This window comes from Plantactinospora sp. ZYX-F-223, from assembly GCF_039649625.1.
GTDB lineage: Bacteria > Actinomycetota > Actinomycetes > Mycobacteriales > Micromonosporaceae > Plantactinospora.
Genome location: NZ_JBDJAV010000008.1, coordinates 116,188 through 129,327, shown reverse-complemented (window position 1 = coordinate 129,327; position 13,140 = coordinate 116,188). Strand labels below are relative to the sequence as shown.

The 13,140-nt window shown below is 74.1% G+C and carries 12 protein-coding genes; 6 read left to right on the top strand and 6 right to left on the bottom strand.

Going from position 1 to position 13,140, the window contains the following annotated elements; all coding sequences use genetic code 11:
* The first annotated feature begins 63 nt into the window (after positions 1-63).
* Positions 64-723, top strand: a complete 660-nt coding sequence (locus AAH979_RS10725; RefSeq protein ID WP_346257922.1) for a DUF4142 domain-containing protein — start codon at positions 64-66, stop codon at positions 721-723.
* A 102-nt stretch (positions 724-825) separates the two neighbouring features.
* Here AAH979_RS10725 and AAH979_RS10720 read toward each other — a convergent pair whose 3' ends face one another.
* The 6 genes from AAH979_RS10720 to AAH979_RS10695 form a co-directional block, all read right to left on the bottom strand.
* Positions 826-1,707 carry an alpha/beta fold hydrolase gene (locus AAH979_RS10720; protein WP_346257921.1) on the bottom strand — a complete coding sequence of 294 codons (882 nt, stop codon included), beginning with the start codon at positions 1,705-1,707 and terminating at the stop codon, positions 826-828.
* A gap of 118 nt (positions 1,708-1,825) precedes the next feature.
* Entirely contained in the window at positions 1,826-2,113 is a 288-nt protein-coding gene (locus AAH979_RS10715) for an Lrp/AsnC ligand binding domain-containing protein (protein WP_318394338.1), read from the bottom strand.
* 111 nt (positions 2,114-2,224) lie between these two features.
* The gene (locus AAH979_RS10710; protein ID WP_346258009.1) at positions 2,225-3,094 is read right to left on the bottom strand and encodes an NTP transferase domain-containing protein; all 870 of its coding nucleotides are present in this window, start codon (positions 3,092-3,094) and stop codon (positions 2,225-2,227) included.
* A gap of 56 nt (positions 3,095-3,150) precedes the next feature.
* Positions 3,151-3,684, bottom strand: a complete 534-nt coding sequence (locus tag AAH979_RS10705; protein ID WP_346258008.1) for an NUDIX domain-containing protein — start codon at positions 3,682-3,684, stop codon at positions 3,151-3,153.
* A 55-nt stretch (positions 3,685-3,739) separates the two neighbouring features.
* Complete coding sequence (locus AAH979_RS10700; RefSeq protein ID WP_346257920.1) at positions 3,740-5,521, bottom strand: RelA/SpoT family protein; 1,782 nt, start codon at positions 5,519-5,521, stop codon at positions 3,740-3,742.
* A gap of 143 nt (positions 5,522-5,664) precedes the next feature.
* Complete coding sequence (locus tag AAH979_RS10695; RefSeq protein ID WP_346257919.1) at positions 5,665-7,431, bottom strand: DEDD exonuclease domain-containing protein; 1,767 nt, start codon at positions 7,429-7,431, stop codon at positions 5,665-5,667.
* Positions 7,432-7,559: 128 nt separating this feature from the next.
* Between AAH979_RS10695 and AAH979_RS10690 the strand changes: the two genes are divergently transcribed.
* The 5 genes from AAH979_RS10690 to AAH979_RS10670 all read left to right on the top strand — a co-directional run bounded on the left by AAH979_RS10690 (position 7,560) and on the right by AAH979_RS10670 (position 13,026).
* Positions 7,560-9,272 carry an NYN domain-containing protein gene (locus AAH979_RS10690; RefSeq protein WP_346257918.1) on the top strand — a complete coding sequence of 571 codons (1,713 nt, stop codon included), beginning with the start codon at positions 7,560-7,562 and terminating at the stop codon, positions 9,270-9,272.
* A gap of 189 nt (positions 9,273-9,461) precedes the next feature.
* Positions 9,462-9,686 (top strand): hypothetical protein, encoded by a 225-nt coding sequence (locus AAH979_RS10685; protein WP_318394341.1) that lies wholly within the window; start codon positions 9,462-9,464, stop codon positions 9,684-9,686.
* 217 nt (positions 9,687-9,903) lie between these two features.
* Entirely contained in the window at positions 9,904-11,163 is a 1,260-nt protein-coding gene (locus tag AAH979_RS10680; RefSeq protein ID WP_346257917.1) for a M48 family metallopeptidase, read from the top strand.
* Positions 11,160-12,320, top strand: a complete 1,161-nt coding sequence (locus AAH979_RS10675; protein ID WP_346257916.1) for a glycosyltransferase family 4 protein — start codon at positions 11,160-11,162, stop codon at positions 12,318-12,320. The genes AAH979_RS10680 and AAH979_RS10675 overlap by 4 nt, the downstream gene beginning before the upstream one ends.
* A gap of 118 nt (positions 12,321-12,438) precedes the next feature.
* On the top strand, positions 12,439-13,026 hold the full coding sequence (locus AAH979_RS10670) for a thioredoxin family protein (protein ID WP_346257915.1): 588 nt from the start codon (positions 12,439-12,441) through the stop codon (positions 13,024-13,026).
* Positions 13,027-13,140 lie beyond the last annotated feature (114 nt).

Here is a 13,140-nt window from a genome sequence, read left to right as displayed (position 1 = left end):
GGTCCGCGTGTGCTCGGGTCAACCGGGTATCCCCGAAGTTCAACGACGGAGGGGGGAACAAACATGTTGGTCGTCAAACGCTTGGGCGTGCTCGTCTCGATGGCGGTGCTCGGCCTCGTACCGGCGGGTGCCGCGTACAGCGCCGCCGCCGCACCGTCGGGGACGCCGTCGGCCACGCCGTCCGCTTCGCTGTCGGCGCAGGACAGGCAGTTCCTGCAGTCGATCCACCAGGTGAATCTCGCGGAGATCGCGACCGGCAACCTGGCCAAGCAGAAGGGGGCGAACCAGGAGGTCAAGGACCTCGGCGGTCGGTTCGTGACGGATCACACCCAGCTCGACCAGAAGGTGCAGAGCGTCGCCTCGGCGGCTCACCTGACGCTGCCGAACAAGGTGACGAGCGAGCAGCAAGCGGTGATCAATCAGTTGCAAAACGTCACTGGTGCCGACTTCGACACGCAGTGGGTCACTGCCCAGCTCACCGCGCACACCCAGGCGATGCAGCTGGTACAGGCCGAGTTGACCCAGGGCTCCGACCCGTCGGCCAAGCAGGTGGCGCAGCAGGCGGCACCGGTGCTCCAGGCGCACCACAACGCGCTGGTGGCGGTGGCCCAGAGTCTGGGCATCCCGATCCCGGGTGGCACCACGGTGGCACCGAGTCCGGGAATCAGCTCCGGCGCTCCGACGCCGGGCGGCACGGTCACGCCGAGCCCGACCATCAGCTAGTCCGCCTCCGCGACGCGGCGGCATGACGGGTCCTCCGGTCACTCACGCCCGGGGGACCCGTCGGCACACCCGGGCGTCTTTCCGGCCCCGGGGCAGTCGGACCTACCGGGGCGGCAGCTCCGCGGCGAACGCCGCCACCCGGGCGGCGATCGGCGCCGACGCGCGTACCCAGGTGAAGTGGTCGAGTCGGGTGCCGCTCTCGGCAACCGTGTACCGGGTACGCCGGATCGGCGCGGCGACCAGCTTGTCGCAGAGGTAGTCGAGGGTCTCGTGCGGCGAGTACTGGTCGTGGTCGACGCTGACCGCCAGCACCGGGGTACGCACCTCCCGCACGGCGGCCTCGACGTCCACCCCGTCGAGCCGGGGAAACCGCCCCGTCCGGGCGGTGTACGCCCAGTCCCGGATCACCCCGCGCGCCTGCCGGCCGCCGAAGCCCCAGCCGGGCCAGCGGCCGAGGGCGACCGCGCAGCCGTGGATGAACTGGGTGCCGGCGAGGACGGCGAAGCGACGGCGGCCCGGATAGGCCCGCCAGTACGGCAGCCCGACCGCGACCAGGGCCAGCCCGTCGACCTGCGTCGCGGGGTCGAGCGCCAGGTGCAGCAGCGCGGCCTGCCCGCCGAGCGAGTGGCCGAGCAGGATCCGGGTCCGGCCGTCGAGCCGCGGCTTCAGGCTCTCCAGCACCGCGCCGACGTCACCGGCCAGCTCCGCGTAGCCGTACCTGGAGGCGCGGCTCGGTGCCGGGGTGCTGGCGCCGGTACCCCGCAGGTCGGCCACGACCACGGCGAAGCCGGCGGTCCGGAGCGCGGCGGCGAACGGCGCGTAGTAGCTGGCCCGTACCCCCATCGCCGGCCAGACCAGCACGACCGGCGCCTCCGGCGCGCCGACCGGGTCCGGATAGCTGCGCAGGGCGATCCGGTCGCCGCTGCGGTCGACGAAGGACTGCTCGTGGTCGGGAGTCGGGTCCTGGTCCGGCGTGGCGGTCATCCGGCGAGCGTATCGGCTCACGTTACCGGCAGGTAGCCGCCGTTCACCCAGGGCGTCGTCCAGGGCATCGCGCGGGGCGAGTGGCACACCGGGCGCCGGACCGGGTCGGGGCTCGGGGTCAGTCCGGGTCGGGGAGGCCGATCGCGAACGCCTCCTCCAGGTCGTGCTGGGAGTACGCCCGGAAGGCGATGTGCGACTCGGTGCCGACCACGCCCGGGACCTTCGAGATCCGTCCGGCGATCACCTCGGCGATCTGCTCGAACTCGCGTACCCGGACGATCGCGATCAGGTCGACGTGACCCGCCACCGAGTAGACCTCGCTGACGCCGGGCACCGCGGCCAGCGTCTCGGCCACCTCGGGGATCGAGTCGGTGGCGCAGTCGATCAGGACGATCGCGGTGATCACCGGGGGACTCCTCTCGTCGACGTGCTCGCTGGCGCGGCCCGCGCCGGGCGGCGATCGGGTGCCGTGTCGCGGCTGCCCGCCCATGCTAGAGCTTCGCCCGACGGGTGGCGGCTACCGGCCCGACGCGGGGACGGCCGGTGCCGGGACGGTCAGGCGGTCGCCGACCCGTACCGCGTCGGTCAGGTGCTCGTCGGCCCGGACCAGGCCGCCGGGCCAGACCACGCAGCGGTGCAGGGTGCCCCGGACCACAGCACCGGCGCCGACCACCGCCGCCCGGAGTTCGCCGCTCACCTCGGCGGTCGGGTCGACCAGGCTGCCGCCGCCCGCCGCGTGCAGGTTCGCCGCCAGGTAGTCGGCCGGCGTGCCGGTGTCCAGGTACCGGCCGGAGAACTCGACCACCTCCAGATCGCCGGCCGCCTCGGCGGGGCGCCACACGGTGCGCACCAGTTCCGCCGGCTCGACCGGCAGGTCCCGGACCCGGGCCCAGGGCAGCAGTGAGAAGCCGGCGAACCGGTGCCGGCCGAAGTCGCCGGGGCGGGACGGCCCGTCGACCGGCTGGCCGAGCAGCCGTACCGTCGTACCGTCCCAGCCGGCGAGCAGCGCGGCGATGTCCGGCCCGGGTGGCGTGCCGGGCGCGGCCAGATAGGCGTCGGCGTTCCCGACGAGTACGCCCCGGCCGTCGATCCAGTTGCGCAGGTTGGCCACCCCGCCGGAGGTACCGAGCGGGTCACCGGGCTCGACCGAGAGCGCGGCCCGGCCGCCCACGTGCCACACCACCTGGTCACCGAGATAGCAGGCGTTCACCGCCACCGTCGCCGGGGTGTCGAAGCCGAGCGCCGACACCCGGTCGAGCGCCCGGTCCAGCAGCGGCACGTTCCCCACCGGACAGAGCGCCTTCGGCAGGTGTTCGGTGAGCGGGCGCAGCCGGCGGCCCTCCCCGGCGGCCAGCACCACGGCGCAGATCTCGACGCCGGCGGGCAGCGCGCTGGCGACGATCCGCGCCGGACCGGGCTGTGGCGCCGGGCCGGGAGCCGTGGTCACGACGGTGGCGGGGCGCCGGCCGGGTCGGTCTCGGCGAGGGGGCCGATCCCGTAGTGGGCGAGCAGCCGGGCGGTCGCGGTGCTGAGCGGGGGCAACCCGTCGAGCGGGTGCCAGGCGGCCTCGAACACCTCGGCGCCGTCGACCACCAGTTCGGTGGTCGAGGCCGGGACGCGTGCCTCGAAGACCATGTCGACCCAGCCTTTGAGGTGTACGACCGCGTTCGGCAGGGCCGGCTGGAACTCCGTCAACGGCAGCGCGATGCCGGTCTCCTCGTGCAGTTCCCGGGCGGCGCCGGCCAGCGGGGTCTCGCGGCGCTGGAGCAGCCCGGCCGGCAGGGTCCACTTCCGGCCCGGCGGCTGGCGCAGCAGCAGGATCCGGCCCGGCGCCGTCGCCTCGGCGTCGTAGACCAGGGTGACCGCGCCGACGATGTACTTCGGCACCGCCAGTCGGACCAACCGGCGGCGCACCCCGAGGGGCAGACGGTAGAAGACCTTGTAGCCGACGGCGCGCGTCGACGAGCGGCGGGGGATCACCGGACCAGGCTAGATGGCGTACCGGCCCGGCGGGTGACCCGGGGCACACCGGTCACTCCTGGTGGTCCACCATCGCGATCAGCTGCTCGACCACGGCGTCCGGCTCGACCGTCCGGTCGACCACCGCGACCAGCAGGGTCTCCAGGTCGGGATAGCCCTGCTCCTCGGCCAGCCGGCGCAGCGGCAGGTCGTTGGCGAGCCCCCGGTCGTGCTTGCGCAGCGTCAGCCCGATGGTGGCCCGGCCGAGCCGGACCTTGTCGGAGATCGAGATCGCCGGCTCCTGGTGCTCGGCGAACCAGCGGTTGATCTGCATCTGCGCCTGCGGCGACTTGACGAAGCCGAGCCACTCCTTGCGCGGCCCCGGCGGGGCGACCGCCAGGTCGAACTCGCCCTGCGCGTCGGTCTCGCTGAAGATCTCGACCACGTCGCCCTCGTCCAGTTCCGACGAGAGTGGGGCGAGCCGGCCGTTGATCTTCGCGGCGAGGCAGTGGTCGCCCCGGTGCGGGCCCAGCTCGTACGCCAGGTCGACCGGGGTGGAACCGGCCGGCAGGACGATCTGCCGGCCCTCGGCGAAGACCTGGATCTGGGTCTCGGCGAGGTCGCAGCGCAGCGACTGGAGGAACTGCGCCGGGTCGGCGGTGTCCCGTTCCCAGTTGAGCACCCGCTGCAACCAGTCGAGCTGTTCGGCGCCGCCTGCGGCGTCCACCCCGAGCTTGGGGAAGCGGAAGTCGGCCGCGATGCCGTACTCGGCGGACTGGTCCATCGTCTTGGTCCGGATCAGCACCTCGACGGTCCGCTCGTTCGGCCCGATCACCGTGGTGTGCAGGGACTTGTAGAGGTTGTTCTTCGGTGCGGCGATGTAGTCCTTGAACCGCCCGGCGACCGGCCGCCAGAGCCCGTGGATCGAGCCGAGCGCGGCGTAGCAGTCGGTGTTCGGCCCGTCCACCACGATCGCGATCCGGGGCAGGTCGAACGGGGTGGTCTGGTCCCGGGCGACGGTGTCCTTCCAGATCGAGTAGTAGTGCCGGTCCCGGCGCCGGACGGTGGAGACGATCTTGTCGCGCCGGAGCACCACCTTGGCCTGGCTGACCACGTCGTCGAGATAACCGGCCCAGTCCGGCCGGTTCTTGACGTACTCGTCGATCCGGGCGTACGCCTCGGGTTCGAGGTGACGCAGCACCACGTCGTCCAGATCACGCTTGAGCGCCTGGATGCCGAGCCGGTCGCAGAGCGGGACCAGCACCTCCTGGGTGGCCCGGGCGATCCGCGCCCGGGAGGCGAGCGACCGGGCGTCGAGGGTACGCATGTTGTGCAGCCGGTCCGCGAGCTTGATGATCAGCACCCGGACGTCCTTGCCCGCAGCAATGATCATCTTGCGGATCGTCTCGGCCTCGGCCGCCTTGCCGTAGAACGCCTTGTCGAACTTGGTCACCCCGTCGACCAGGTGTGCCACCTCGCGTCCGAAGTCACCGGTGAGCGCCTGGAGGGTGTAGCGGGTGTCCTCCACGGTGTCGTGCAACAGCGCGGCGACCAGGGTGACGGTGTCCATCCCCAACTCGGCGCAGATCTGCGCCACCGCCAGCGGATGGGTGATGTACGGCTCGCCGCTCTTGCGGAACTGCCCGCGGTGCATGCTCTCGGCAATGGCGTAGCTGCGCCGCACCACTCCGACATCGGCGCTGGGGTGCACACTGCGGTGCGCCCGGACCAGTTGGGTCACCGGGTCGTCCTCAGCGGACGGCCAGGACAGCAACGAGCGCAGCCGTCTGCTCAGCGTGATCTCCGTCGGGCGGGCGCTTCCGAAGGCAGCGCCGTGACCGGCTTCGAGGTTCACGCGGAGCCACCCCCTCACTCACCGCCGCGTCCGGTGCCGACGGACGCGCCGGGATGCCGGTGCGAACGCAAGCCCCGAAATCGGGCAGGACTGCACTTCTCTAACAGCCTAAAGGAGTGAAGGTCGTCCGATCGGTCACTTGCTTATGTGCGTTCGGTCGGGAGTTGTCTCGACGCCGCCGCCTCGGCCCGGACCAGTAGGTCACGGAACCGCCCCGCGCCCCTGGCCGGAGAGGCCCAACCGGTGGACGTCTCGACCAGCCGCGTGTCGGGTCGCTCCAACCAGGACAGGATGCGTTCGGACTCCTCGGCCGAGGCGTTCGGGACCGGACCGTGCCCGGGCAGCACCGTCTCGGCGGTGGCCCGGACCAGGTCGAGCACCCCCCGGGGCGGCACGCCCGGCGCGGCGGTGCCGGCCCCGGCCAGCCGGCCGTGCCGGATCACCGCGATCTCCCAACCGCCGTCGGCGGCCCGCCGGGCGGCGGCCAGCTCGCTGATCCGGGTCAGCCCGACCAGCCGTTGCATCCGGACGGTGGCCCGGAGCACCGCCGCCAGCCGGCTCCGCACCACCGCCGCCTCCTCGTAGCGCCGGGCGTCGGAGAGCACCCCGATCCGGGTCAGCAGCGCGTCGACCAGGACCTGCGGGTCGTCCACCAGGGCGGAACGGACCGGCTCGACCGCGCGGTGCGCGTACTCGTCGACCGAGATCCGGTGCTCGCACGGTGCCGGGCAGCGACCCAGCTCGGCCAGGGCGCAGGCCGGGCTGGTGGTCCGGACCGAGAGCCGGGGGGTGCACTGGCGCAGCGGTACCGCGTCGTGCACCCCGGCCGCGGCGAGCTCGGCCGAGCGGCGGGAGCTGAACGGGCCGAGATAGGCCGCGTCGTCCGGCCCCAGCGACCGGACCAGGGACAGCCGCGGGTACGGCTCAGAGGTCAACTTGAGCCAGACCACCCGCTCCGGAAACTTCGACCGGCGATTGTAGGGCGGGGCGTGCGCCGCGATCAGCCGCAGCTCGCGTACCTCGGCCTCCAGCGGATGGGCGCACTCGACCGCCTCCACCCGCTCGGCGGCGGCCAGCATCTCCGAGATCCGGGCCCGCTTCTCGGCGGCCGTGAAGTAGCTGCGCACCCGGGTGGCGATGTCGCCGGAGGTGCCGACGTAGAGCGGCCGGTCGTCGGCGGCCCGGAAGATGTAGACCCCGGGCACCCTGGGCAGCCCCTCGGCCAGGTGCCGCTTGCGGCGCTGGGTCGGGGTGACCGCCCTGGCGAACTCGATCGCCTCGCCGAGGGTCTCCACCCGGTGCCCGCCGAGCCGGGCGATCAGCCCGTGCAGCACGTCCACGGTGGCGTGCGCGTCGGCCAGTGCCCGGTGCGTCGGCTGGTGCGGGGTGCGGAAGTAGGCCGCCAGGGTGCCGAGCTTGCGGTTGGGCACCTCGTCCCGGGTGAGCACCCGACGGGCCAGCGCCGCCGTGTCCAGCACCCGGGGGTTCGGCCAGGTGTAGCCGTGCCGGGCGCAGGCGGCCTTGAGGAAACCCACGTCGTACGGGGCGTTGTGCGCGACCAGCACCGCACCCCGGAGGAACTCCAGCAGGCTGGGCAGCACCTCCTCGACCGGCGGGGCCGGCAGCAGCATCGCCTGGGTGATCCCGGTCAGCACGGTGATGAACGGCGGGATCGGTTCACCCGGGTTGACCAGGGTGGCCAGCACGCCCAGCTCCTCGCCGCCGCGCACCTTGACCGCGCCGATCTCGGTGATCCCGCCGCCGTCCGGGGCGCCCCCGGTGGTCTCCAGGTCGAGCACCACGAAGGTGGTCTGGCGCAGCGACATCGCCTCGTCGGGCCAGCCGTCCGCGCCGGGAGTGCCGTCCGGCAGGCCGTCCAGCGTGCCCTGAACATATTGAGGTGGGACCACGGCGGGCAGGGTAGGCGGCACGTACGACACTTCCGCATCATCCGTACCACTCGTTACCGGGGGGCCGACGGGGCGAGATCATCTGAGGTGTTGGGCGATCGGTAGGGTGTCGGTGGGAGACTTGCGGCATGCCCCGCGCCGAACCGTCCGACGACCGCCTCCGCGAGGAGGCGGCGCAGCCCGCGCGCTCCGAGCGTGCTGGCGATCCCGGGCGGGACGGCGGCACCGACGAGCCGCGTCCGGCCTTAGCCGGTGCCGACGAGCCGGAGGCTACGCCCACGCTGGGCACCGACACCCCGCCCGGCTCCACCGGCGGCGAGACCGAACCGCCCGACGACCGGCTGACCGAGCTGGCCGGTGGCGAGCCATCCGGCCCGTACCCGATCGGCGGCGACCTGACCGGCACCGACCTGGCCGGCGGCGGCTCGGCCGAGCGCGAGGCGGCGGGCCCGGACCGGATCGCGAGTGGGCCGGTCGGCGGTGCGGCGGGTGCCGGAGGACCAGCCGATCGGGAGGCGGTCGATCGGGAGGCGGTCGATCGGGAGCCGGAGCCGACGCTGCCGGAGCCGGTCCGGGCCCGGATCGTCAGCCTGGCCGCTGCCGCGCTGCCGACGCTGCCCAGCGACGAACTTCCGCCGCCGCTGCGCCGGGTCGCCAAGTTCGCGCCGAACCGGCGGGCCCGGCTCGGCGGCGGACCGATCGCCACCCAGCTCGCCGCCGATCCGCTGTTCCGGCAGCGGGTGGCCAGCCGGGTGCTCTCCGAGGCCGGCGAACTCGGCTCCGTGGTGGTCTCCGGGGGAAGTCCGGCCGCCGCCGATCCGGTGGAGGTCGCCGCGCTCGCCTACCTGACCCGGCCGCCGGGCTGGCGTCACCTGGTCGAGGACGCCGGTGCGGCGGTCCGGGCCGAGGCGGACAGCGCGGTCGTCGCCGAGCTGGTCCGCGAGGCCGAACAGCGGGCCACTCGGGCCGAGCACGACCGTGCGGTGGCGAAGGTGGAGGCCGACAAGCTGCGCGACGAGGTGGCCCGGCTCCGGGAGGAGTTGGGCCAGCTCCGCGAGGAGAACCGGGTGCTGGGCCGGACGCTGCGGGAGACCCAGGCTGGGCAGCGGCGGGCGGCCGAGCTGCTCGCCACCGAGAAGGGCCGGGCCAGCCGGGCGGCGGCCGACCACGAGGCCGAGCTGCGCCGGGTACGGGCCCGGCTGGCCGAGGCCGAGGCGGCCGCGGGTGCGGTCCGGCAGACCGCCAAGGAGGCCCGCTCGGTCGACGACGCCCGGCTCTGGCTGCTGCTGGAGACGATCGGCCGGGCCGCCGTCGGGCTGCGCCGGGAACTCGCCCTCGATCCTGCCGACCGGTTGCCGGCCGACTACGTCGCCGACGCGTTCGCCGAGCGTCCGGCGGCGGCCAACTCGGCCCGGGCACTGGACGCCGACGATCCGGCCCGGCTGGACGAGCTGCTGGCCCTGCCCCGGGCGCACCTGGTGGTCGACGGCTACAACGTCACCAAGCGCGGCTTCGGCGAGATGTCCCTGGAGCAGCAGCGCAAGCGTCTGATCACCGGACTGGGCGGCATCGCGGCGCAGACCGGTGACGAGGTGACGGTCGTCTTCGACGGCGCCGAGCGGATGCACGGGCTGCCGCCCGCGCCGCGCGGCGTACGGGTGCTGTTCTCCCGGAAGGGCGAGACCGCCGACGACCTGATCCGCCGGCTGGTCCGGGCCGAGCCGGCCGGCCGGCCCGTCGTGGTGGTCTCCTCCGACCGCGAGGTCGCCGACGGGGTACGCCGGCACGGCGCCTATCCGCTCGGCGCGGATTCCCTGCTCCGCCGGCTCGCCCGCTCCTGACCGGCCGCTTGCGGCACAGCGTGCCGGAAGCGCCGCGACGGCCCGGGCGCCCCTTTGTCCGTTGATCATCCGGATGGGGGCGTTGGGCGGCAACGGAGGTTTTGTCGTACCCCTGTTCTAGCGTCGATGTCACGGACGGTGGCCACGTCACGACAACCACCGTCTCCCGCTGCTTTGAGGAGTGAGCAGATGCTCATCGACTGCGACAGTTGCACCCTCCGGGGTGCGGCCTGTTCCGGGTGCCTGGTGAGTGCCCTGCTGGACCAGCCACCGGGGCAGGCCGCGCTGACCGCCGACGAGATGCACGCGATCGAGGTCTTCACCCGGGCCGGCTTCGACGTCGAGATCCTGGACGCCCCGGTCTCGGCACCGACGCGGCTCGCCAACCGGCGCCGGCGCCGACGAGTCGCCTAGACCGACCCCACCCGACGGCGGCCGCGAACCCAACAGGTCGGGTAGCACCGAGCCCGACGTCGAGGCCGACGGTCGCGTAGTCCGGAACCGGCGTCGACGCCGACGGGTCGGGTATTCCGGCCACCAGAGGATCCGCCGGGCGGCCCGGCATAGGATTGGCCGCGCGATCGGGCTGGCGAAGGGCGGATCGGATGACCGAGCGGGTACGGGCGACGGCATGACGCCGCGTGCCTGGGCCGGGTTGACCCTCGTCGCCCTCGTGGTGCTACTCGTCGCCGCCACCGTGCTGCTGGTGCCGTGGCACCGCCCGCCCGCGCCCCGCGCCGACCAGCTCGCCGCGCTGGACGAGCTGGATCCGGCCGACGTGGCTCGGGGGCGGGCCTTCGCCGCGGCGCTGCGCCCCGGTGGCTACGGCGCGCTGGCCGTCGGGCTGGTGGTCGCCGTGCTGCTCGGTCTCACCCCGCTCGGCGCGAAGCTGATCGCACTGGTCGGACGCCCCTTCGGCGACAGCTGGATCGCCCAGGCCGTGCTCGGCGGCCTGGCCGTGGTACTCGTGGCCGACCTGGTGACCCTGCCGTTCGCCGCCTGGCGGCACGCGGTGGTGGCCCGCTACGGGCTCTCCACCCAGGGCTGGGGCGGGTGGACGGTCGACCTGCTCAAGTCGTACGCGGTCAGCGCCGTGATCGGCGCCGTGGCGCTGCTCGGCTTCTACACGGTGACCCGGCTGGCCCCGAGCTGGTGGTGGGCGTTCGGGGCGGCCGGCGCGGCGGTGCTGGTCACGCTCCTCTCCTTCATACTGCCGGTACTGGTGGAGCCGATCTTCAACCGGTTCACCCCGATGGAGCCGGGACCGCTGCGCACCGAGTTGATGGCACTGGCCGACGCTGACGGCGTACCGGTGAAGGACGTGCTGGTCGCGGACGCCTCGCGGCGGACCCGGGCGGTCAACGCGTACGTCTCCGGGTTCGGTCCGACCCGGCGGATCGTCGTCTACGACACCCTGCTGCGCGAGGCGCCGCCCGCCGAGGTGGCCAGCGTGGTCGCGCACGAGTTGGGCCACGCCAAGGACCGGGACGTGTTGACCGGTACCCTCACCGGTGCGCTCGGCGCGGCGGCGGCGGTCGTCGCGCTCTATCTGCTCGGCACGTCGGGTGCGCTGCTGCGGGCCGCCGGGGTCGACTCGGTGGCTGAGCCACGGGCGTTTCCACTGCTGCTCGCCCTGGTGACGGTGGCCGGTCTGGTGGCGGCGCCGGCGCAGGCATGGGTCTCCCGGCAGGTCGAGGCGCGGGCCGACGCGCACGCCCTGGCGCTGACCGGTGACCCGGCCTCGTTCGAGGCGATGCAGCGCCGGTTGTCCAGCGTCAACCTCGCCGACCCCGATCCGCCCCGGTGGGAATACCTCTTCCGGGCCAGCCATCCATCCACCGTGGAGCGCATGGCCGCGGCCCGCGCGTACGCCCGAGGAGCCGGCGGTTGACCAGGACCCTGCTCGTGACCAACGACTTTCCGCCGCGTCCCGGTGGGATCCAGTCCTTCGTGCACGGCCTCGCGGTCCGGCAACCGGCCGGATCGGTCGTGGTCTACGCCTCCACCTGGCAGGGTGCCGACAAGTTCGACGCCGACCAGCCGTTCGAGGTGGTCCGCGAACCGACCGGGGTGCTGCTGCCGACCCGGCACGTCGCGCGGCGGGCGGCGGAGCTGGCCCGGGCGTACGACTGCGACACCGTCTGGTTCGGCGCGGCGGCCCCGTTGGGGCTGCTCGCCGCCGGGCTGCGCCGCCGGGCCGGGATCGCCCGGGCGGTGGCCCAGACGCACGGTCACGAGGTCGGCTGGGCAGCGCTGCCGGGTGCCCGTACGGCGCTGCGCCGGATCGGTGACGGCGTCGACGTCACCACCTACCTGGGGGAATACACGCGGGTCCGGCTGGACCGGGTGCTGCGCGACCGCACCGAGCTGCGCCGGCTGGCTCCCGGGGTGGATGTGGACGTCTACCACCCGGACGTGGACGGGTCCGAGGTCCGCGCCCGGCACGGCCTGGCCGGCCGGCCGGTGGTGGTCTGCGTCTCCCGGCTGGTGCCGCGCAAGGGACAGGACGCGCTGATCCGGGCGCTGCCGGAGATCCGTCGCCGGGTGCCGGGGGCGGCGCTGCTGGTGGTCGGTGGTGGGCCCTACCGGGGGACGCTGGAGAAGCTCGCCCGCCGGGCCGGAGCCGCCGGCGACGTGGTCTTCACCGGCTCGGTGCCGACCGCCGAACTGCCGGCCCACTACGCGGCCGGAGACGTCTACGCGATGCCGTGCCGGACCCGCAACGCCGGGCTGGACGTGGAGGGCCTGGGCATCGTCTATCTGGAGGCGTCCGCGACCGGGTTGCCGGTGGTGGCCGGCAACTCCGGCGGCGCACCGGACGCCGTCCGGGAGGGCGAGACCGGCCACGTCGTCGATGGCCGGGACGTCGGCCAGCTCGCCGACCGGGTGGCGACGCTGCTCGCCGACCCCGAGCTGGCCCGCCGGATGGGTGCCGCCGGCCGCGCCTGGGTGGAGCGGGAGTGGCGCTGGGAGCGGCAGGCGCGGCGGATGACGGAGCTGCTGACCGGCCGGCCAGGATCCGGCCCCGGCCAGCCAGCTCCGGAGTGAGCCGGGCGGCGCACTGCCGCACCAGCGGCGATTCCGTGCTCAGTCCGACACTCGGCCCTCTCCGAGGAGGCGGCACCGTCGGCGGTGCACCCGGCCGGGAACAGGTGACATCACAACGATGGTCATCGACGCCCCGGCGTGGCAGTCTGTAGTCGTGCAGAACGCCGCACTGAGCGGTTCCGTCGCGGTGGTGACCACCTTGCTGCTGGCCACCGGCTTCGGCCTGTGGCGCCGCCGCTGCGACGGGCGACCCCGGCGGCAGTCGCCGGCCACCCGGCCGGATCGGGCCGGCTCCGCGCGCCCGTCGGGCGGCCTTCTCGACGGTGACCCGCCAGTGGATCCCGCCGGTCGCGACGGCTCCGGACTCGTCGGTGGGCTGCCGCTCGACCCCGGACTGCTGGCCGCGCTCGGGGTCCGGCCGGGCGCTCCCGCCACCCTGCTGCAGTTCTCGTCGGCGTTCTGCGCGCCGTGTCGGGCCACCCGGCAGGTGCTGACCGACGTCACCGGCACCCTCGACGGGGTACGGCACGTGGAAGTCGACGCGGCGAGCCAGTTGCCGGCGGTGCGGGCCCTGGGCATCTGGCGTACCCCCACCGTGCTGGTGGTCGACGCCGACGGGCGGATCGTCCAGCGTGCCGCCGGAGTGCCGGCCAGGGCCCAGGTCCTCGCGGCGGTGGCGCCACTGCTCGACCGGGGACCGTCATGACCCGGCGGGCCGCCGGGAGGGTTCGGCCAGCCCCACCGAACCGGCGCCGCGCCCTCGGCTCCGGCCGTCCGCCCGCGCGCCTTCGGCACTGACCAGCCCTCACGACCCAGCGGC